22 protein-coding genes, 1 pseudogene and 2 riboswitches are annotated in these 20,907 nt (G+C 45.2%); of the genes and pseudogenes, 18 read left to right on the top strand and 5 right to left on the bottom strand.

Going from position 1 to position 20,907, the window contains the following annotated elements:
• Nucleotides 1-172 precede the first annotated feature (172 nt).
• Entirely contained in the window at nucleotides 173-1,549 is a 1,377-nt protein-coding gene (locus QYF49_RS21905) for an FAD-binding oxidoreductase (RefSeq protein ID WP_290401724.1), read from the bottom strand.
• Nucleotides 1,550-1,672: 123 nt separating this feature from the next.
• Between QYF49_RS21905 and QYF49_RS21900 the strand changes: the two genes are divergently transcribed.
• Nucleotides 1,673-2,191 (top strand): BsuPI-related putative proteinase inhibitor, encoded by a 519-nt coding sequence (locus QYF49_RS21900; RefSeq protein WP_290401723.1) that lies wholly within the window; start codon nucleotides 1,673-1,675, stop codon nucleotides 2,189-2,191.
• A gap of 251 nt (nucleotides 2,192-2,442) precedes the next feature.
• Nucleotides 2,443-4,590, top strand: coding sequence for an ATP-dependent Clp protease ATP-binding subunit (locus tag QYF49_RS21895; protein ID WP_290401722.1), 2,148 nt, complete (start codon nucleotides 2,443-2,445; stop codon nucleotides 4,588-4,590).
• A 66-nt stretch (nucleotides 4,591-4,656) separates the two neighbouring features.
• Here the strand turns inward: QYF49_RS21895 and QYF49_RS25915 are convergent, their stop codons facing one another.
• Nucleotides 4,657-4,740: a putative holin-like toxin gene (locus QYF49_RS25915; protein WP_353051312.1), complete on the bottom strand. Its 84-nt coding sequence runs from the start codon at nucleotides 4,738-4,740 to the stop codon at nucleotides 4,657-4,659.
• A 332-nt stretch (nucleotides 4,741-5,072) separates the two neighbouring features.
• Here QYF49_RS25915 and QYF49_RS21890 point away from each other — a divergent pair, with 332 nt between their 5' ends.
• Nucleotides 5,073-5,339, top strand: coding sequence for a hypothetical protein (locus QYF49_RS21890; protein ID WP_290401721.1), 267 nt, complete (start codon nucleotides 5,073-5,075; stop codon nucleotides 5,337-5,339).
• Nucleotides 5,340-5,354: 15 nt separating this feature from the next.
• Entirely contained in the window at nucleotides 5,355-5,969 is a 615-nt protein-coding gene (locus tag QYF49_RS21885) for a hypothetical protein (RefSeq protein WP_290401720.1), read from the top strand.
• 179 nt (nucleotides 5,970-6,148) lie between these two features.
• On the opposite strand, the gene QYF49_RS21880 is transcribed toward QYF49_RS21885, so the two are convergent.
• Nucleotides 6,149-6,886, bottom strand: a complete 738-nt coding sequence (locus QYF49_RS21880) for a CPBP family intramembrane glutamic endopeptidase (RefSeq protein ID WP_290401719.1) — start codon at nucleotides 6,884-6,886, stop codon at nucleotides 6,149-6,151.
• An 85-nt stretch (nucleotides 6,887-6,971) separates the two neighbouring features.
• Between QYF49_RS21880 and QYF49_RS21875 the strand changes: the two genes are divergently transcribed.
• Nucleotides 6,972-7,643 carry a Dph6-related ATP pyrophosphatase gene (locus tag QYF49_RS21875; RefSeq protein WP_290401718.1) on the top strand — a complete coding sequence of 224 codons (672 nt, stop codon included), beginning with the start codon at nucleotides 6,972-6,974 and terminating at the stop codon, nucleotides 7,641-7,643.
• 36 nt (nucleotides 7,644-7,679) lie between these two features.
• Here QYF49_RS21875 and QYF49_RS21870 read toward each other — a convergent pair whose 3' ends face one another.
• Nucleotides 7,680-8,510: a GDSL-type esterase/lipase family protein gene (locus QYF49_RS21870; RefSeq protein WP_290401717.1), complete on the bottom strand. Its 831-nt coding sequence runs from the start codon at nucleotides 8,508-8,510 to the stop codon at nucleotides 7,680-7,682.
• A gap of 181 nt (nucleotides 8,511-8,691) precedes the next feature.
• Here QYF49_RS21870 and QYF49_RS21865 point away from each other — a divergent pair.
• A pseudogene (locus QYF49_RS21865) lies at nucleotides 8,692-8,919 on the top strand (penicillin acylase family protein); the annotation flags it as partial.
• A 48-nt stretch (nucleotides 8,920-8,967) separates the two neighbouring features.
• Here QYF49_RS21865 and QYF49_RS21860 read toward each other — a convergent pair.
• Complete coding sequence (locus QYF49_RS21860) at nucleotides 8,968-9,822, bottom strand: DUF1206 domain-containing protein (protein ID WP_290401716.1); 855 nt, start codon at nucleotides 9,820-9,822, stop codon at nucleotides 8,968-8,970.
• A 146-nt stretch (nucleotides 9,823-9,968) separates the two neighbouring features.
• Between QYF49_RS21860 and QYF49_RS21855 the strand changes: the two genes are divergently transcribed.
• From QYF49_RS21855 to QYF49_RS21800, 12 genes are all read left to right on the top strand, one after another.
• Nucleotides 9,969-10,334, top strand: a complete 366-nt coding sequence (locus QYF49_RS21855) for a hypothetical protein (RefSeq protein ID WP_290401715.1) — start codon at nucleotides 9,969-9,971, stop codon at nucleotides 10,332-10,334.
• Between the two features lie 393 nt (nucleotides 10,335-10,727).
• On the top strand, nucleotides 10,728-12,110 hold the full coding sequence (locus tag QYF49_RS21850) for a glycine--tRNA ligase (protein ID WP_290401714.1): 1,383 nt from the start codon (nucleotides 10,728-10,730) through the stop codon (nucleotides 12,108-12,110).
• Between the two features lie 49 nt (nucleotides 12,111-12,159).
• Nucleotides 12,160-12,264: riboswitch (TPP riboswitch) on the top strand.
• 95 nt (nucleotides 12,265-12,359) lie between these two features.
• Entirely contained in the window at nucleotides 12,360-12,968 is a 609-nt protein-coding gene (locus QYF49_RS21845) for a thiamine phosphate synthase (protein WP_290401713.1), read from the top strand.
• An 8-nt stretch (nucleotides 12,969-12,976) separates the two neighbouring features.
• Nucleotides 12,977-14,131 (top strand): glycine oxidase ThiO, encoded by a 1,155-nt coding sequence (thiO, locus tag QYF49_RS21840; protein ID WP_290401712.1) that lies wholly within the window; start codon nucleotides 12,977-12,979, stop codon nucleotides 14,129-14,131.
• Nucleotides 14,115-14,315, top strand: a complete 201-nt coding sequence (gene thiS, locus QYF49_RS21835) for a sulfur carrier protein ThiS (RefSeq protein WP_290401711.1) — start codon at nucleotides 14,115-14,117, stop codon at nucleotides 14,313-14,315. The genes thiO and thiS overlap by 17 nt, the downstream gene beginning before the upstream one ends.
• Before the next feature lie 4 nt (nucleotides 14,316-14,319).
• The gene (locus tag QYF49_RS21830; RefSeq protein WP_290401710.1) at nucleotides 14,320-15,084 is read left to right on the top strand and encodes a thiazole synthase; all 765 of its coding nucleotides are present in this window, start codon (nucleotides 14,320-14,322) and stop codon (nucleotides 15,082-15,084) included.
• Complete coding sequence (locus QYF49_RS21825) at nucleotides 15,084-16,106, top strand: thiazole biosynthesis adenylyltransferase ThiF (protein ID WP_290401709.1); 1,023 nt, start codon at nucleotides 15,084-15,086, stop codon at nucleotides 16,104-16,106. Before QYF49_RS21830 ends, QYF49_RS21825 begins: the two co-directional genes overlap by 1 nt.
• 7 nt (nucleotides 16,107-16,113) lie before the next feature.
• Nucleotides 16,114-16,218, top strand: a riboswitch (TPP riboswitch).
• Between the two features lie 141 nt (nucleotides 16,219-16,359).
• Entirely contained in the window at nucleotides 16,360-17,673 is a 1,314-nt protein-coding gene (locus QYF49_RS21820; protein WP_290401708.1) for an acetylornithine deacetylase, read from the top strand.
• The gene (gene tenA, locus QYF49_RS21815) at nucleotides 17,642-18,328 is read left to right on the top strand and encodes a thiaminase II (RefSeq protein ID WP_290401707.1); all 687 of its coding nucleotides are present in this window, start codon (nucleotides 17,642-17,644) and stop codon (nucleotides 18,326-18,328) included. Before QYF49_RS21820 ends, tenA begins: the two co-directional genes overlap by 32 nt.
• 24 nt (nucleotides 18,329-18,352) lie before the next feature.
• On the top strand, nucleotides 18,353-19,102 hold the full coding sequence (locus tag QYF49_RS21810) for an ABC transporter ATP-binding protein (RefSeq protein ID WP_290401706.1): 750 nt from the start codon (nucleotides 18,353-18,355) through the stop codon (nucleotides 19,100-19,102).
• Nucleotides 19,077-19,850, top strand: a complete 774-nt coding sequence (locus QYF49_RS21805) for an ABC transporter permease (protein WP_290401705.1) — start codon at nucleotides 19,077-19,079, stop codon at nucleotides 19,848-19,850. The genes QYF49_RS21810 and QYF49_RS21805 overlap by 26 nt, the downstream gene beginning before the upstream one ends.
• A gap of 1 nt (nucleotide 19,851) precedes the next feature.
• On the top strand, nucleotides 19,852-20,862 hold the full coding sequence (locus tag QYF49_RS21800; protein ID WP_290401704.1) for an ABC transporter substrate-binding protein: 1,011 nt from the start codon (nucleotides 19,852-19,854) through the stop codon (nucleotides 20,860-20,862).
• The last annotated feature ends 45 nt before the right edge of the window (nucleotides 20,863-20,907 follow it).

The raw sequence follows: 20,907 nt of genomic DNA, 5'->3' as shown, positions 1-20,907 counted from the left end.
GAACCCTTTAATTAAAAAGGGTTCTTAAAGCACTATCTTCTTTTTCTTATGAAAAGAACAATGAGGATGATTATGAGCACAAGGATAATTAAGGTTTTCATGAAAAAATCCTTTCTAAAATTAGGGTGTACCTACATAATACCCTGCCCGCTTTCTCCGTAATCTTCTGATTTTAAAATAAAACTTTTCCTGGATTCAAAATATTGCGGGGGTCAAATTGTTTTTTGATCATTTTCATTAAAGGGAGGGTGTCGGCGTGCTCCTTCTTCAAATATTTCATCTTTCCAATTCCGATTCCATGCTCGCCTGTGCAGCTTCCGTTTTTAGATAGAGCATACTCAACGATCTTTTCATTGATCCGATTCGCTTTTTCTGTTTCTTCTTCATTGTTCTTATCAAACATCAGAATGGAGTGGAAATTTCCATCTCCAACATGACCAAGAACTCCTCCGTTGAGTCCTTCATTTTCTATTAATTTACGCGCATATACCACAGCATCCGTTAATTCTGATAGAGGCACACATACATCAGTGAGCATCATCTCTCTTCCTGGGAAACCGTGCTTAAACGCATAAGCGAGGTGATGCCTTGCTTCCCAAAGCTTTGCCTTTTTGATGGAATCAGTTTCAAAGATCAGATCTTCAGAGCCGTTAGCCGACAGAAGTTCTTCCGCGAAGGCAACATCCTGCTTCATACCTGCTGGATTTCCATGGAATTCCAGGAAAAGCGTAGGTTTTTCAGGATAGGAGGTTTCACTGTGCCGGTTGACCTGTCTGATGGAATGCTCATCCACCAGCTCAACTCGTGCTAAAGAGTTTCCGGATGCCAGAAGAGATATGGCACCATCTACTGCAGCTTTAACACTTGGGAACACTGCTCTGCCAGCAACTGTAGCTTCTGGAATGCCGTAGATTTTAAGTGTAAGCTCAGTAAATACACCCAATGTGCCTTCAGAGCCTACAAAGAGGCTTGTCAAATGATATCCTGAAGAGGATTTTGCTGCTAGTCCGCCGGTGCGGATGATTGAACCATCTGCAAGAACAACCTCTAAATCCCGGACCTGCGGGCGCATAATGCCGTAGCGCACACTTGTCGTGCCGCTCGCATTCGTCGCTGCCATCCCGCCTAACGTTGCGTCTGCCCCCGGATCCACAGGAAAAAACAACCCGTATTTTTTTAGAGACTGGTTTAATTGTGTACGGGTAACGCCAGGCTGTACTCTGACAAGAAAGTCCTCTTCTCGTACTTCAAGTATCTTATTCATGTTCTGAAAATTAATCGAGATTCCGCCCTGCAGAGGAATGCAGTGCCCTTCAAGGCTGGATCCTGCACCAAATGGAACGACAGGAATTTGGTGATTGCTGGCGTATTGTAATATAGAGGAAACTTCTGAAGCTGAGTTGGGAAAAACAACGACCTCCGGCAGAACAGGAGTATGATGGGACTCATCCTTGCTGTGCTGCTGAAGAACCGTCTCATTGCTTGTCGCTCGTTTTTCATCTGTGAGTTTTTTCATTTCCATAAGCAAATTTTCGTGTAGTACAGGCATGTAAAATCCTCCCTTTGGTGTATGTTCAATAATGTATCTTAAGGGTACTTATAGATGTAGATGCAAAAATCCTTTTTTATTCTGGTAAAATAACAACAATCAGCCAAGACTATAGGTGAGGTGATGACATTGAAAACCTGGCTGCTCATATTTGGGATGTTGTTTGTATTAGCAGGTTGCGGAACAACGGAAAAGAACGAGGCTGAGAAGGGGGATCCAGTCATGGGAGACGGAAAGAAGCAAGAGCAGAAGAAAGACGAGCCCAAAAGAAACAATGGCGGAGGAATTGTTGCCGGTGCAATTGAGCCCAAGCTGACGGTTCTGGAACAAAAGTCAGGAAGCACTCTTCTGCGCTACGAATTAAAAAACCAGACAGAGCAGGTGAAAACGTTCGAATTCACGAGCGGAAAAAAATTTGACTACATTATAAAAAATAAAGAGGGCAAAAAGGTTTATCAATACTCACAGGACCATATGTTTACTCAGGCCCTGTCCAAAATCACCATAAGACAAGGTGAAACGTACACACAGGATATTTTGGTTAAAAATCTTCCTGCTGGAATGTATACGATCGAAATTTGGCTCACAGCTAAAAGTGAGGATAATGATTTTCTTCAAAAACAAACATTTGAAATTAAATAAAGTAAAAGAACCCGTTGATTCCAGCGGGTTTTTGCTTTTTATATGAGAAGATGCACATCATTTGATTTTCGAGAACAAGAAGTGTAAGGTACTAGAAACCAAGGTGTACTAACACACTTTAAATAAGGAAATATAAAATTTTTGTTCAAAAAACTTGAAAGTCAAAGAAGGTCAAAGTATAATATGGTCATAAGGTCAAAGATAGTCAAAGTCAGACTAACGGACCGATCTTAAGAAGGAGGAAATGCTTTATGCGATGTGAACATTGTAAAGTGAATCCTGCGACTATTCATATGAACGTTTCAATTAATCAACACAAACAACAATTAACACTTTGTACAGATTGCTATCATAAAGTTACTCAATCCATGAACTCTGCGGGAGGTATGAATCCTATGAATCAATTCTCATCTTTTGATGATTTCTTTAAACAAATGATGAACAGCGGAATGAATTCAGGAATTTCCGGCGAACAGCCGTCTCCCAAGACTCAGCAGGGAGGCGGCGGGTTTTTGGATCAATTTGGGCGCAATATCAGTCATGCTGCCAAAGCAGGATTAATCGACCCTGTCATTGGCAGGGAGGAAGAGATCAGCCGTGTGATTGAGATCTTGAACCGCCGAAACAAAAACAACCCGGTTCTTATCGGGGAACCAGGGGTCGGTAAAACAGCGATTGCAGAAGGCCTTGCATTAAAGATTGCAGATGGATCCGTTCCGGCCAAGCTGCTGTCTAAAGAAGTTTACTTGCTTGATGTGGCATCTCTTGTGGCCGATACAGGGATTCGCGGACAGTTTGAAGAACGAATGAAGCAGCTGATCGCTGAACTTCAAAAACGCAAAAATATTATTCTGTTCATCGATGAGATCCATCAGATCGTCGGTGCCGGTTCTGCAGAAGGGTCTATGGATGCAGGTAATATTCTAAAACCAGCACTGGCACGCGGGGAACTTCAGGTTGTAGGTGCAACGACATTGAAGGAATACCGCAAAATTGAAAAGGATGCTGCACTTGAACGACGCTTCCAGCCTGTGATCGTAAATGAACCTACACCAGAAAAAGCCTATGAGATCTTAAAAGGCCTCGCTCCAAAATATGAGCAGTACCATGAAGTAAGCTTTTCAGATGATGTTCTAAAAGCATGTGTAAATCTTTCTCACCGTTATATTCAGGATCGTTTCCTTCCGGATAAAGCGATCGATCTAATGGATGAGGCAGGTTCAAAAATCAATCTCCTTCACTCAGGAAGTGAAACCTCTTCCATTGAAGAACGTTTAGAAGAGATTTCGAAGGAAAAAGAAAAAGCAGCATTAAGTGAAAACTATGAGCTGGCTGCCAAACTTCGCCAGGAAGAACTTCAGCTTCAAGAAAAACTGAGTGAAAATGAAGCTCAAACGAAAGCTGCGGTTACAATAGAGGATATTCAGCAAATCGTTGAACAAAAAACAGGTATTCCTGTAAGGAAGCTTCAAGCTGACGAGCAGGCAAAAATGAAAGACCTTGCGAAAAATTTATCACAAAAAGTAATCGGCCAAAAAGAAGCAGTTGAAAAAGTAGCGAAGGCCATCCGCAGAAGCCGTGCCGGCCTTAAAGCCAAAAACCGTCCGATCGGATCCTTCCTGTTTGTCGGTCCGACTGGGGTAGGTAAAACAGAGCTTACGAAGTCGCTCGCAGAAGAATTGTTTGGTGATAAAGAAGCCATGATTCGTCTTGATATGAGTGAGTACATGGAAAAACACGCTGTGTCCAAACTGATTGGTTCGCCTCCAGGATATGTCGGCCATGATGAAGCTGGACAGCTGACAGAATTGGTTCGCCGAAAACCATACAGCATCATTCTTCTGGACGAAATTGAGAAAGCTCATCCGGATGTACAGCACATGTTCCTTCAAATCCTTGAGGATGGACGTTTAACGGACAGCCAGGGCCGTACAGTGAGCTTTAAGGATACTGTCATTATTATGACAAGCAATGCAGGGTCCGGCATTAAACAAACGAAAAAATTAGGATTTACGAATGAGCTGGCGGAGGTTCAAAAAGAAACCAGTATCCTTGATGCGATCGGTTCCTACTTCAAGCCGGAATTCCTAAATCGCTTTGACAGCATTGTACAATTCCAGTCACTGAAAGAAGAAGACCTTGTCCTCATCGTCGACCTCATGCTAAAAGAATTGAAAGGAAACCTTGTTGAACAAGGCATTACTATCAGCTTTACGGAAGAGGCGAAAAAGAAAATTGCTGAACTTGGTTACCATCCATCCTTCGGTGCACGTCCGCTTCGCAGAGTGATTCAGGAAAAAGTGGAGGATGCTGTGGCAGATGTTCTTCTGGAACAAGAAGAAAGTACAGAATTACGTGTTGATGTTCGTGAAAATGAATTAGTCGTAGAAAAAAGATAACCAAAAGAATACTAAAAAGAGCCATGCGATGCCGCATGGCTTTTTGTATGGAATATGTGATTACGCTTAATCGTTGTCCTTGGAGCGAATAATGGTCAGAACTAGCATTGAAAAACCAATCATCAACGACATTGCTTCGAATACTGTCATACCATTCCCTCCCCCTCATTAATTCGGGCTAGAACGTTTAAGCAGGATAAGCAGCAACCCCTGTCTTATATATTCCTATTTTATCCCGATTGTTAATTTATAACAAGAATCGTTAAGACTATTTCAAATCTTTTCCAATGGTTCGATGGTACTAAGTTACCAAGCAAAAACAAGGATAGAACCCTTATTTTTTAATATAAAGGCGAAGACATGCCATTTTTACTACGTTATTATCCCGAACATATGATGCTGCTTTTTGTATGGAATTCGAGTGAATATGCAGCGGGTTTTCTGTCTCACCGTTTGCTACAATAATTGGGGAGGGCCATCTTATGAAAAGATACAAGCTTGATGTGGTGGATGTAATTGAATTAAAAGAGCATTATATTGGAGAGACAAAAGAAGTTGTGGTGGATACAGTCATATTGAACGAAGATGGAAGTGAATTTTATCGGGGAATGACCGCCGTAAGGTTTAACAGGCATGGCATATTCCCGCAGGTTGATACGTTAAAGGGCATCTTTGAAGATAAAAACAGTTTCATGGACTTTGCCAGTTATTTAAAACGTTATATTAAACAGCAAGTCCGTTATTTGTAGGAAAGGAGCACATCGATGAATTATGTATGGTATGCGAGCTACGGCTCCAACATGAACCAAGCCAGATTCAGCTGTTATATAGAGGGAAAACAGGCAGAAGGCAGTTTGAAACCCGAAAAGGGATGCCGCAATTGTGACCCTCCTCGAGCAGACAAGCCCGTTAATATACAGTATCCGCTTTATTTTTCAAAGCAGGAAAGCAAGTGGGGAAAAGGGGGAGTCGCGTTTATCGGGCATCGTGAGGACGAGCACGAAAAAACAGCAGGAAGAATGTATTTGATTTCTGACGAACAATTTGTGGATGTGGCTTCACAGGAAAACGGAATCGAGGGTTTAGCAATCGATTTTGAACGAATAAAGGAATCCCGCTTTCTTCCGTTAACTGAGGGTTGGTATGGAACGATCGTCTACCTTGGGGATTCTGACGGCTATCCGATCTTTACCTTCACTTCCAACCATGACATGGGCGAGGAAGAGTTTATGGCACCCTCCTTCGCTTATCTTAAGACCATCGCTAAAGGACTGGAGACTCTTGGGATGGACCGGCAAGCGGTTGTAGAATACTTGCTTACCAAAAACGGAATTAAAGGCTACATGACAAAGGATCAGCTGACCAAAGGGTTAGCGTAAAGGTCATAGTCTTATTGGTACGGCTGGAGCTGATCAGGCGATACTGAAGGAAAAATAGGCAACAAGTCGCAAGTCTCTGGATGCTTACCAATCCCCTGGAAAGGTGAGATAATTAAAATCCCCTATACATATGAGGCACCTTTAAAAGGTGCCTCTATTTTTTTGGGTTTCATAGTCATTCAGGAGAGAAGCTCTGCAATGGATACATACGTATTCCAAAGTGCATGCACAACCATGCCGGGAACAAGGGATTTTGTAAAATAGAACAATGTGGAAAACACGAAACCCATGATACCGGCAGCAAGAGGATAGCCGATATGCAAAGAGCCGAATACCGCAGAGGAAATGATGAGGCCGGCAATAAAATGGTACCTCTCATGAAAAAAGCGGAACAAAAACCCCCTGAAGACCATTTCTTCAGTAAACGGCGCCGCAATACAAGCGCAGAAGATCACAAGAATGATGCCTGCGATTCCTATCCCGCTTGTAAAAAGGCTGTCATTTCCTTTTGAACCGGGGTTCTCGAGATGAAGCACATCAAAAATTATATATTGTTCTGCCTGGCAAATGACCAGTGCACCCGCCATCATCAAATAGGTGCTTTTCTTTTTCAGAACACCGAAAGCTAGTTTTTGAAATATAAATTGGCGGGTCTGTTTAAAGATCAGAATGACGGTTGTGAAGGTTAACGCATCAATCAGCAAAAAAACAGGGCTGTTCTCAAATCCAGCCATTGAGAAATCAAAAATGATCGCCGAGAGAGCATAGAACATGCCGATCAGCAGAGAAAACAAGATGATAAATCCGAGGTAAGCCCCGAAAAAACCGAAAAATCCTCCCCATGTGACCGGGTAGTTACGGTTCTTCTTTACTGGCGGCTCATATATTTCTTTTGTATACTCCAAATGTTCCTCCATTCTCTCCTCCTCGTTGCTTTATAATCATATGTAAATCATTTATTTCAATTACACCAAAAAAAGGATGCAAAAGGAAGTGAGACGATTGGCGAAAAAAATTGTCGTTTCGTTCAGCGGCGGCAAAGACTCCATGCTGGCTCTGCATAAGCTGCTGGAATCCAACGAATATGAAGTCGACTCTTTACTTACAACCATCAATGAGGACCATAGAAGGACAAGTATCCATGGCATTCGTGAGGAAATTCTTGATGCACAGGCAAAATCTTTAGGCTTTCGCGTCCGCAAAGTAAAGATTCCAACGGTTTGCACGAATGACATCTATGAGGAACGGATGCGGGAAGAAATGGACAAGCTGAGTGAAGCCGGTATTCGGCACGTGATGTTCGGAGACATTTTTCTCGCGGATATCAGGGAATACCGGGAATCCAAATTAAAGCAAGCCGGAATCGCAGGAGTTTTTCCTTTGTGGGGGAGAAAATCAGCGGAGCTGATTGATGAATTTCTCTCGCTTGGATACCGTACGGTCATTACAACGCTTGATCAGACAAAGCTGGATAAAGATTTTCTTGGCCGGGAAATCAACCGTGATTGGATTGCGGATATCCCAGAAAACGTAGATCCATGCGGAGAAAATGGCGAATTCCATACAATGGTGGTCAACGGACCATTATTCAGCCGTGAGATCGCTGTTGAACAGGAAAATCATACGGTTTCAGAAGGGAATTTTATTTACCTTGATTTTATTCTTTCAGAATAATATCAAAAGGCATTGGTCCTGTCGGGACAATGCCTTTTAAATTTCTTTGTATGGAGCTTTCAATGCTTTGATCATCTGCCGCGCAATCCGTTCGTGGCCTTTTTCATTTGGATGGATGGTATCATAGATCCACTCCTTCCTGTTTTCGGGCTTAAGCACCTCACTGCTCGGAATCACAACAGAGGGTTTATAGTTTGATGTGGTTTCATAGGCAATCAGATTCCAGTCATTCAGCAATTTTTTAGTTGCAGGATAAAAGGATTCTTCAGAGTCCACTGCATTATACAATTCGTTGTATACGAGGATTGCATGAGGATTCTCTTTTCGGATCAATGAGAATATATCAATTAAATTTTTCTCATAAGTGGATTTCACATTTTGGTAATCCTGAAGCGCTTTGACAGGCCCTTCCTTTAATGCAAGTTTTACGAGGTCGTTGCCCCCGATATTGATTGTAATGATGTCTGCGGACTTCACCCGGTCAGACATGCCGGGAGATGAAAGATAGGTGAGCAGGTCACTGCTCGTCGCTCCAGATATCCCTTGGTTATCAAGCTGCACTTTTTTAAATGTTAAAGCACTCATTTCATTGTTGGCCATTTTTATAAAACCGCCTTGATTTGAACCGCGGCCTTGAATGACCGAATCTCCCAGAGCCAGGTGATGAAGCTCTTTTCCACTCAGATGTTTTAAATGCTGAATATAGGATACATCTTCCTGATGTGGTTTATTCCCTGAGGATTCGGTCGTTGCCGCATTTTGGGCTTTCAGACGATCAATCTTATACTGGGGATAGTAATACCAGCCTCCAGCTGTTATTGCACCGATTGCAAAAAGGATTAGCATCAGCCATATCCATTTTTTCATACGGCTCCTCCTTTCAAAGTAACCATTTTAAACCATCCTTGCTTCTTCTTTCAAATATATTTACTTCTAATGGGGACATATGAGATCTCTATGAAAAAATAGAATTTACAGGAGAAGGAAAAAAACAGAGAGGAAAGAAGCCATAAAGAAAGAGGGGAAACGCTGAAAGAACAAAACGGCATGGGACCCTCTTACTGGCAAGGTGAACCATGGAGCGGCCTGGAGAACGGTGGTAGATCTGGCGGACCTCGAGAAAACCTACAATGTAATCGGACCCGGGACAGTCAGGCCATGTCCTTGGTATGATAACCAAATCGAGGATTGGACTACAGGCAGCTATCATATCACTGAAACGAAGGAATCCAGCTTTAATAATAGTGAAAAACTTGTTTTGAAGCCGAGTAAATAAAAAATAAGCCTCGCCCATATGGGTGAGGCTTATTTCTGATGGAATTGTTTATGGATCGAGCCTGCGGTATTTCGCTTCAAATAGCAGGTACGCACCATAGGCGACGAGCCCGAGAGCCACAACAGATAGGAGAACCGGACCAAACGGCTGTTTTACAAGTTCAGCCAAAGCACCGTCCAGCCCCTTTGTTTCATCAGGATCTGCCTGAATGGCGGTTCTGATTAGAAAGATGCCGACGATGGCGAACACAACACCATGTGCTAAAAGCCCGAACTTACCAATATAACGCGCACTCTTCCATTCTTTTTGGTTCATCTCATGACGCTTCAGCCTGTTTTTGAATTTTTCCGTATAGGCCTTGTAGAAGTTAAAAACCCCTATTCCGATAAATACAGCGCCAATAACGGCAATGATCGTTTGTCCGAAGGGCTGTGCGAGTGCTTTTGCGGATAAGGATTGGTATTTTTCACTTGATGTGTTAACACTCGCCCTGAAGATGATTTTAATAGCATTAAAGCAGAGACTGAAATAAATGGCAGCGATGATGAGGTAACTCATTCGAGCGAACCATCCTTTGGCGTCTTTTCCTTTATGTTCAGGGTCAAATACGGCCATGATGACTTGCCAAAATGCATAGCCTGCAAGGCCGGCAGCCAGCACAGCGAGCATGGCGGAGCCGAACGGCTGCTTGGCGATGGTGTAGAGGGCACCAGAGGAAGTGGTTAATTTTCCTTGAAGACCGAATGCTGCCATCACCGCAAGGATTCCGATAACAATATAAACAGCCCCTTTGGAGAAATGGCCGAAACGGGCCATCCCGACGATCCAGGGAGCGGCCTCTTCCTTATATTCTTCGGCTTTTCTTTCGGCATGTGCTTTGTGCTGTGATAAATCTTTTTCCATAAAGGAGCCCCTTTCAAGGTTTCTATCTCCTTTATACCCATTTTTGCGGATAGTCGAAACGGGCAGACTGCTGTCCATACCCATTTTCCACATTTTGCATAAGATGCAGGGTAGTAGTGTTATCAGGGTAAAGAGGAGGTTAACTTTTGAAGGAACAATATTACGGTCTGTGCTGTCAGCATATGGGGCAAGATGTTGAAATTACTACCCATGACGGGAGTGTCTACAGAGGCTCCATCCAAAGAGTTGATACAGAAAATGTCTACCTGCTGCCATACCATGATGATGGGACAGGAAGGTTCTTTCCGGTCGTTGGTGCAGCCTTGGTAGGACTTGGACTCGGAACTATTGCAGGATTCGCTCTTGCGCCCCGTCCGTTCGCATACGGTTATGGATACGGATACGGCGGAGTTTCACCTTTCCCAGGCGGATATGGTGGTTTTCCGGGCGGTTTCGGCGGTTTTCCAGGCGGTTATGGAGGATTCCCAGGAGGCGGATTTGGAGGCTTTTAAGTGATAAAGTTGAAAGCTCATGGCGAGCGGCTGCCGTGAGTTTTTATGTTTATGGAAAAAAGAATAAAAGGTGTCAGGATTGTACAGACTTGACATTACGGCTGAAAAATTGTACTATTTTTCCCATAATCTAATGATGTAAAGCTATGACAGACCAATAGTATCTGAGGTGCTTTTGTGAGAAGCGAACCGGGGATGGTGGAAGCCCGGGGCAAAAGTTCAGAGAAACGGCAGTCTCGAGCGATTAATTGACCAAAGCGGATGCTTATTTAGCATCAATTAGGGTGGAACCGCGTGAGTATAAGCTCTCGTCCCTGGGCAAGGAAACTTGTCTATGGATGAGGGTTTTTTTGGTTGATTTCATACGCATTTACTAAAAAAGGAGAGATGGTCATGAGTGTGACAATGGAACAGATCGTCAACATGGCAAAACAGCGCGGATTTATTTTTCCGGGCTCAGAAATTTATGGAGGATTATCCAACACGTGGGATTACGGTCCGCTCGGCGTTGAGCTGAAGAATAACGTGAAAAAAGCTTGGTGGAAAAAATTTGTACAGGAATCCCCATACAATGTAGGGTTGGATGCAGCGATTCTCATGAACCCTCAAACGTGGGTAGCATCCGGACATATCGGAAACTTCAATGATCCAATGATCGACTGTAAGCAATGTAAAGCGAGACACCGTGCCGATAAATTAATCGAAGATGCGCTTGCCGAAAAAGGGATCGAGAAAATTGTTGACGGGCTCTCTTTCGATCAAATGGAAAAGTTGATTGAAGAGCACAACATCGCATGTCCAGAGTGTGAGGCGCACGACTTTACAACGATCCGCCAGTTTAACCTGATGTTCAAAACATTCCAGGGTGTAACAGAATCCAGCACGAACGAAATCTATCTTCGTCCAGAAACAGCACAGGGGATCTTTGTAAACTTTAAAAACGTGCAGCGTACGATGAGGAAGAAATTGCCGTTCGGTATCGCTCAGGTCGGTAAAAGCTTCCGTAATGAGATTACACCGGGCAACTTTACGTTCCGTACCCGTGAATTCGAACAGATGGAGCTTGAGTTCTTCTGCAAGCCGGGTGAAGAATTAAAATGGTTTGATTTCTGGAAACAATATGCCCACGATTTCTTATTAAACCTTGGAATGAAGCAGGATAAGCTCCGTCTTCGCGACCATGAATCCGAAGAGCTTTCCCACTACAGCAACGCAACGACAGATTTTGAGTATCAATTCCCGTTCGGCTGGGGAGAGCTGTGGGGGATCGCGTCCCGTACCGACTTTGACCTTAAGCGTCACAGCGAGCATTCTGGTGAGGACTTTAACTATATCGACCAAGAGACGAATGACCGCTATATCCCGTATTGCATCGAGCCTTCACTCGGCGCAGACCGAGTAACGCTTGCGTTCTTGATCGACGCGTTTGAAGAGGAAGAGCTCGAGGGCGGAGATACGAGGGCGGTTCTCCACTTGCATCCGGCTCTTGCGCCGTTTAAAGCAGCAGTGCTTCCTTTATCGAAAAAGCTTTCAGAAGAAGCAAGAGAAGTTTTTTCCGGCCTTGCGAGCGACTTCATGGTAGATTATGATGAAACAGGATCGATCGGAAAACGCTACCGCAGACAGGATGAGATCGGAACCCCTTTCTGTATTACGTATGATTTTGATTCCAAAGATGATCAGCAGGTAACGGTTCGTGACCGCGACACGATGGAACAGGTCCGCATGCCGGTATCCGAGCTTCGTTCGTTCCTTGAATCCAAAATCAGATTTTAATGTTTTACATTTCTAATCTGAATGGTAAGATGTAGATAAAATGAATAACTTGCAACACTGGGGGAGCCTGGCCGGCTGAGACTGAACAATCTGTTCTAAACCCTTTGAACCTGATCTGGATGATGCCAGCGTAGGGAAGTGGACTATGCACTATGCTAAATATAGTGCTGAAGATTAGATAAACAGATAATCAGCCACTCTTTTCTGCGAAAGGGGTGGCTTTTTTGTATGGGAAAAGGAGGGTGCAAGGTGGAAAGATTCGAGTTCCATGTCATTACGAATGGAAGGAAGCAGCCTGAAGAAATCATTTCGGCCGCATCAATCCTGGCTCCTTATATGACATGTATCCATATCAGAGAAAAACAGCGGAATGCCGGTGAGATTTTTAATCTGGCGGAGGGATTGAAGGGAGCAGGATTAAGGAGGGAGCAGATCTGCGTCAATGACCGTGTGGATGTAGCCGTTGCTGCGGAAGCAGGAGCTGTTCACTTAAAGGGAACCAGCCTTGAACCAGATCTCGTAAGTAAGCATTTCAGCAGCCTTAGAATTGGAAAATCCGTTCATTCCAGGGAGGAAGCCATGCGTGCAGAGGATAAAGGCGTCCACTATTTATTTTATGGGCATGTTTTTCATTCAGAAAGCAAAAGGGGAAGTGAACCCCGCGGTCTTGAATTACTGCGTGAGACCGCAGATGCGGTTTCCATTCCTGTTGTTGCCATCGGAGGAGTAACGCCTAGTAATACCAGTTGGCTCCTGCAGGCGGGAGCCAAAGGAATCGCCGTCATGTCCGGGATCTGGACGGCGGAGAATCTCGATTTAGAAGCGAGAAGCTATTCAGAAGCTTTACAAAAGGAGTGAATTTTTGGATGTCCAAGGACTATGATGTAGTTATTGCAGGTGGAGGCATTATCGGCTGCGCGATTGCTTACTACTTGCGTAAACTTACAGATTATACTGTTCTGGTTATTGAAAAAGGCCGAATCGGCAGTGAGGCTTCTTCAGCCGCGGCCGGTATGCTTGGGGCGCAGGCCGAACTGAATGAGGCAGGACCGCTCTACACGATGGCACGTGAAAGCCGAATTCTGTTCCCTGAATTAAGCAGAGAACTGAAGGAAATTTGCGGGATCGATATAGAGTTTATCGACAAAGGATTGTTTAAAACTGCGGGTGATGAAAGTGAAGTCTTAAAATTGAAGCGGCTGATCGATTTTCACAATAACAATGGACAGCCTGCACATTGGGTTGCCGGACCTGAACTGTTAAAAATGGAGCCGAGGCTATCAGACAGAGTAGCTGGGGCCATGTTTCTACCGAAAGATGGCCAGGTCAATCCTGTGCAATTGACGAGAGCATTTGCCGAGTCAGCCTCAAGGCTCGGAGCAGTTTTTTTAGATTTTACGGAAGTGGCCGGATTCGATTTTAGCCAGTCAGGAATAGACGTTCAAACGAGCGCAGGCATGTATTACGGAGAAAAGGTGGTACTGGCATCAGGTGTCTGGACAGGAAAGCTGGCGGTTCAGTCCGGATTGCATATGCCGATGTTCCCGGTGAAGGGAGAATGTCTTTCATTGACGTTTTTAGAGCCGGTCATCACATCAACGGTAATAGCTGATGAGTGCTACCTCGTACCAAAACGAGGCGGCAGATTGGTCGTAGGTGCAACGATGGAAACTGGCTCCTACGACAGAAAAGTTAGGGCAAAGGGAGTTTTAGAGCTGCTTTCGAAAGCGAGTGCTGTCCTTCCCGGTATTTTACACGGCGAGTGGGAGAAAGCCTGGACAGGGTTCAGGCCGCAAACGCCGGATGGTCTCCCGTACATGGGAAAACATCCCTGCCATAAAGATCTGTACATTGCAGCGGGCCATTTTCGCAATGGGATCTTACTCAGTCCGCTGACCGGGCGCTGGATGGCAGAACTGCTGGAAGGAAAGCTGCAGGAAGAGACTTTAAGAGAATTTGCTCCTGACCGCTTTGCCTATGAAAAAAATGAGAGGATGAGCTTTCATGAAGTTGATTGTTAACGGTGCATCGCTGGATATCGACCAGGCCAGGACCATTGAGGAACTTCTGGTGGAGCTGAAGCTTGCCGGAAAAGGGGCGATCGTTGAACTGAACCAGGAGATTCTCGATAAAAGCCAGCACGCTGAAACACGCTTAGCTAATGGTGATAAGGTAGAAATTGTTCATTTTGTAGGAGGAGGATGAAGACATGCTGAAAGTTGGAAACTATGAGTTTAGCTCCAGATTGCTGCTGGGAACAGGAAAATTTCCTGATTTTGATATTCAAAAAGAGGCGGTCAAGGTTTCAGGTACTGAGATCCTTACGTTTGCCGTAAGAAGGATGAATATTTTTGATCCTGATCAGCCGAATTTTTTAGAAAAACTGGATGCAGAGAATTTTACGCTGCTGCCGAACACGGCTGGAGCTAAAACGGCCGAAGAAGCGGTTAGAATTGCAAAGCTAGCAAAAGCTTCAGGGCTATGTGATATGATAAAGGTAGAAGTAATAGGAGATTTCAAGACTCTTCTGCCGGATCCGCTTGAAACATTAAGAGCGTCAGAAATGCTGTTGGAAGAAGGGTTTACGGTCTTGCCTTATGCTTCAGATGATGTCATTCTTGCACAAAAATTAGAGGAGCTTGGCGTACATGCCATAATGCCTGGAGCTTCACCGATTGGTTCTGGCCTAGGAATCATCAATCCGTTAAACATCAGCCTCATTATTGAGCAGGCCAATATTCCGGTTATTGTGGATGCCGGCATCGGATCACCAGCTGACGCGGCAGCCGCTATGGAACTTGGCGCTGACGGAGTATTGCTCAATTCTGCGGTATCTGGAGCAGATGATCCGGTAAAAATGGCTCAGGCGATGAAGCTCGCCATTGAGGCCGGCCGTCTCGGATATGAGGCAGGAAGAATTCCAAAGAAAAGGTATGCATCGGCAAGCAGTCCGCTGGAGGGAATGAGTATTTAATGAATGATCGCTACTCCAGGCAGATATTATTCGAGCCTATCGGAGAAGAAGGGCAGGATCAGCTGTCAGATAAACACGTTGTGATTATAGGGGCTGGAGCGCTCGGAACAGGCAATGCCGAAATACTTGCCCGTGCGGGCGTAGGCAGGATTACGATCGCTGACCGTGACTACGTGGAATGGAGCAACCTGCAGCGCCAGCAGCTTTTCAGCGAAGAAGATGCAAAGTACAGGATGCCCAAAGCCGTTGCTGCAAGAGAACGGCTGGAGCAGGTGAATTCCGATATTCATGTTGAAAGTCTTGTACTGGACGCAGGTGTGGAAGAACTGCGGGAACTGGCGGAATTTGCAGATCTTTTGATTGATGCGACAGATAATTTTGATACACGTTTGCTGATCAACGACATCTCACAGGAAAGAAAAATTCCATGGATTTACGGCGCTTGTGTCGGAAGCTATGGTTTAAGCTATGTGATTTTGCCGGGTGAGACGCCTTGTCTTAGCTGTTTGCTTGAGAAGGTGCCTATGGGCGGTGCAACGTGTGATACAGCAGGAATTATCGCACCTGTGGTGCAGATGGTAGTCGCCCACCAGACAGCTGAAGCGCTGAAGCTATTGACGGGCAATACCACTTCTCTACGGAACAAGCTGGTCTCCTTTGATATGTGGAACAATCATTACTTGGCGATGGATGTGCAAAAGCTGAAGAAAGCAGATTGCCCTTCCTGTGGCGAGCACGCCCACTATCCGCATCTTGATCCGGAAAATCAGACGAAGACAGCGGTCCTGTGCGGAAGAAACACTGTCCAGATCCGTCCTTCGGAAAAAGGGGAAAGAGATTTGGAGGAGCTGTCACTGTCTTTATCGCGGCTTGGCGGAAGAATCGAGCAGAATCCATATCTGCTTTCATATAGCAGTGATGAAGAACAGAGGCTTGTGTTTTTTAAAGACGGACGCGTACTCATTCATGGCACGAAAGATATAACAGAAGCGAAAAATCTGTACTACAGTTTAATAGGATAATGGAATAGAAATCTGCTAGGGGGGCTGAAAGGCTGAGACTGAACCTTTGTGTTCTAGACCCTTGGAACCTGATCTGGATTATGCCAGCGGAGGGAAGCAGGCTGAATGAAAAGCTGATTAATCGGACCCCAGCAGAAAGCTCAGCCGCCTTCTCTTATGAAGGCGGCTTTTTTGTATATGTTGGGTGCCAGGCACCCGCCGTTACACAAGTATGTAATGCTTGGTGCCTGGCACCGAAATAAAGGAGGCTGCGATGAGAGACTTACAAGAGAAGATTAATAGATTGGCAGAGGAAAGACAGGAAAGGCTGATTGATATTTTGCGAACTCTCGTTGCATTCGAGACGGTCAGTCCACCTGCGAGGAATACAGAAGAGGCACAGAGCTATGTTAAAGACGTACTCCTTAACCTGGGATTTGAGACAGAGGAATGGGAGCTGTTTCCCGGGGACCGAATCGTCGCGGGAACAAAGCAAGGAGAAAGATCAGAGGAATATCAAAGCCTGCTCCTTAATGGACATATGGATGTCGTAGCTGTCGGTGATGAAGCGTCATGGAAATATCCCCCTTTTGTAATCACAGAAGAGGAAGGGCTGCTCTATGGACGCGGAACTTCAGATATGAAGGGAGGCATGGCCTCATCTCTGTTTGCCCTTGAGCTTCTTCAAGAGCTTGGGATTAAGCAGAAAGGGGACATCTTCTTTCAATCGGTGACAGGTGAAGAAGCAGGAGAAGCAGGAACCAAGTCATGTGTAGACCGGGGCATGAAAGCTGATTTTGCGATCGTCGCCGACACATCGAATCTTGAGATTCATGGCCAAGGGGGAGTCATCACAGGGTGGATCACCATTAAGAGTAAAGAGACCTATCACGATGGGCTCCGTTCGCGGATGATCCATGCCGGAGGCGGAATAAACGGTGCGAGTGCCATTGAAAAAATGGCAAAGGTGATTGAAGGGCTGCAGGAACTTGAACGACACTGGGCAATCACTAAATCGTACCCGGAATTCCCTATGGGCAGCACGACCATTAATCCGTCCGTCATTGAAGGAGGAAGAAATGCGGCGTTTATCGCTGATGAATGCCGGCTGTGGATTACTGTTCACTTTTACCCGAATGAGACCTATGAAGAGGTCGCGAAGGAAATTGAGGAACACATCCTTGCTGTTGCCATGGCCGATCCATGGATGAAAAACAATCCTCCTCTGTTTAAGTGGGGAGGAAAATCCATGATTGAGGAGAGAGGAGAAGTTTTTCCTGCACTGGACGTTGATCACACTCATGAAGCTTTGGCGGTACTGAAGGAACAGCATCAAACGGTCTCCAAGCGGAAAGCGGTTGTTTCAATGTCATCAACCGTTACCGATGCAGGTTGGCTTGGAGCCGCTGGAATACCTGCTGTTATTTATGGCCCCGGCAAGCTGGATGATGCTCACGCTGTGGACGAAAAGGTGGAGCTTCATCAGCTGTTGGAACACTCAAAGGTTCTCGCGGGGTTTATCGCAAAGTGGTGCAGTACAGAAAGGAGCAATACACATGACGAAGCTGAAGCAAGAGCCATTTACTGAACGATTGTACAAAAGCGTGGAACCCGTTTGGAAACACACTCATCTTCATCCGTTTGTACAGGGCATTAAAGACGGATCACTGCCTAAGGAACGCTTTGCCTATTATATGAAACAGGACTATGTCTATTTAAAAGACTATGCCAAGCTCTTTGCGTTTGGGGCAATAAAAGCGAAGGATGCCGAGACGATGACCTGGTTTTCAAGCCTGCTTCATGAAACCTTGAATACCGAGATGGATCTCCACCGCGCGTATTGCAGTGACATTGGCATACAGTCCGAGGAGCTGGAGGAAGAAAAGGCCACTCCGATTAACCTTGCGTACACCCGCTATATGCTGAACGCCTCCCAGCACGGAACACTTGCGGAGCTTATCTCCTGCCTGCTGCCATGTATGTGGAGCTACCATGAGATTGGATCGGCTTTAAAGAGGGAAGCAGGAAGCCTCGAAGACCATCCTTATGCCCAATGGATTGAAATGTATGCGTCAGAGGAATTTGGCGGGCTTGCACAGTGGCTCATCAATAAACTGAACCGGTTGGCTGAAGGTATGACAGAACAGGAATTGACAGTGCTCGAGGAGCATTTCCTGACCACCTCGCGCTTTGAATTCATGTTTTGGGATATGGTGTATTACGGTCATGAATGGCCGGTGTAATCGCCACATTGAAGGAGAGTTTGTATGTCACTGATCTTTAAGAATGTATTTTATTCCTTTACTCAGCAAAGACAAATCTCCCCGCTTCTGAACGACATCAATTTTGCAGCAGCGGCCGGAGAATTTGTTTCGATCATCGGCAAAAGCGGAACCGGCAAAAGCACTTTGCTCAAGCTTGCCTGCGGACTGGATCAGCCCTCCAAGGGAGAGATCCTCGTACAGGACAAGCCTGTCTTTCCGGGAGCAGCGGGATACATGCCTCAAAAGGATCTGCTTCTTCCCTGGCGTACGGTCATGGAAAATCTTCTTCTTGCTCCAGAGATTCAGCAGCAAAAGAGGCAAAAAGCAGAAGAGGCGAAATCATGGTTGAAAAAAGTAGGACTGTGGGATTACCGTAACGCTTTTCCGCATGAACTTTCAGGGGGGATGCGCCAGAGGATCGCCTTTCTTCGAACCTTGCTGACGGGAAAAGAAGTGCTTCTTCTTGATGAACCATTTGGTGCACTGGACGCGATGACAAAAAAGGAAATGCACCAATGGATCTCTTCCCTATGGAAGGATTTGAACAAAACGATCCTTTTGGTCACTCATGATCTTCATGAAGCGGTTTTTTTAAGCGACCGGATCATCGTGCTGCATCCAACTGGTGAAACAGAAGAGTTAGAGGTCAAGCTTCCGAGGCCAAGAAGTGCGGTCTTAACAAATGAGATGGCAGGCTTGATCAATATATTGGAGAGCAGAATTACAAATGAACAGCATGAAACGATTATTTAAAGATTATTATTTGTTTTTGGCCGCGGCTGCCGTCTTGCTTGTACTATGGGAATGGCTTGTCAGGACTGACCGGATCCCCTCCTTTATTTTGCCGCCTCCTTCAGGCATTCTCGTGTCGCTGTATGAAAACAGGGAGGTTCTGCTGGGCCATTGCTGGGCAACACTTAAAGAAACCATCCTCGGTTTTTTAATCGCAGCTGTTGCAGGTGTTTCGCTTGCTGTTGCGATGTTCTTTGTAAAATCCGTAGAAAAAATGGTCTATCCGGCGGTTCTGATCTCACAGACGATACCGATCATTGCACTTTCTCCAATCTTTGTGCTCTGGTTCGGCTACAGCATCTGGAGTAAAGTGGCGGTTACCGTGCTGATCGCCTTCTTCCCAATCGTCGTCAGCACATATGACGGATTGAACCGTCATGACAAAGACTATGTTGATCTGCTGCGTTCCATGGGAGCAAAAAGATGGCAGATCTTTAATAAGGTGCAGCTCCCGATGGCGCTCCCATCATTCATGTCCGGGATAAAACTAGCCGCTGTATTTTCCGTGGTGGGTGCTACAATCGGTGAATGGCTAGGTGCCAGCGAGGGACTTGGGTACTATTCAAGAAGGATGTCAGGAAGCTTGAACGCTGAAGGAGTATTTTCTGCTATTTTTTTATTATCATTGCTCGGGATGTGTTTGTTCGGTGCCGCTGCACTCGCAGAAAAAAGAATGTTTAAATGGAAAGAGAACAGAAAGGATGTATGAAATGAACGTATGGATTAAACGAAGCAGCCTTCTTATCGCCGGCTGCCTGCTTTTCCTGTTAAATGCGTGTTCATCCGCGGACACGCCGAATCAAGAGGCAAAAGGAAACCTTAAAAAAGTGAGCATCATGCTCGACTGGTATCCAAATGCGGTGCATGCCGGAATATATGATGCGATTGAAAAAGGGTACTTTAAAAATGAAGGCATCGAGGTGGACGTGAAGATGCCTGCCGAAACAAACGATCCGTTAAAGCTTGTGGCTGCTGGACGGACTGACCTTGCGTTAACCTATCAGCCGCAGGTCGTCCTTTCCAGGTCAGAAGACATTCCCATCGTTTCCTTGGGAGCACTGGTCAGGCATCCATTAAACCATTTGATGGTCTCTAAAAACAGTCCGATCCGTTCACCTAAGGATCTGGAAGGGAAGAATGTAGGCTATCCTTCAATTCCCATTAATGAAGCGATGGTCAAGACGATGGTGAAACAGGATGGCGGCAATCCTGAAAAAGTGAAGATGACGGATGTAGGCTGGGATATCATCCCCGCGATGGCGGCTCATAAAGTGGACGGAATATCTGGCGGTTACATTAACCATGAAAAGATTCTCCTTAATAAAGAGGGTCATGACGTGCGGTCTATAGATCCTGTAAAGTACGGTGTTCCGGATTACTATGAGCTCGTTCTAGTTTCCAGTGAAGATGGGCTGAAAAAGAACCGGAAGCTTTACCAGAAGTTTTGGAATGCCCTGGCAAAAGGTCAAAAGGATGTACACGATCATCCGGATCAGGCGCTGAATGTCTTATTCAAGCATGAAAATAAAGAGTTTCCACTGGATGAAAACGTTGAAAAGAAAAGCCTCCAGACTCTTTTGCCGTTAATGGACAGCGGGAAGAAGCCATTTGGCTATCAGGACTTGGGTTCATGGAAACAGGTTTCGGATTGGCTCATTGAATCCAAAATGATCAAAAAGAAGGAAGATCCAAAGAACGCTTTTATTAATTTTGAGAAATAGAAGAATAGATGCCTCGTTAATGGTTAGGGTAATAACCAAAGAGGA

The organism is Fictibacillus terranigra, from assembly GCF_030412265.1.
Classification (GTDB): Bacteria; Bacillota; Bacilli; order Bacillales; family Fictibacillaceae; genus Fictibacillus_C; species Fictibacillus_C terrinigri.
Note: the sequence above shows the minus strand (reverse complement) of the source record. Positions and strands in the feature narration are given on the sequence as shown.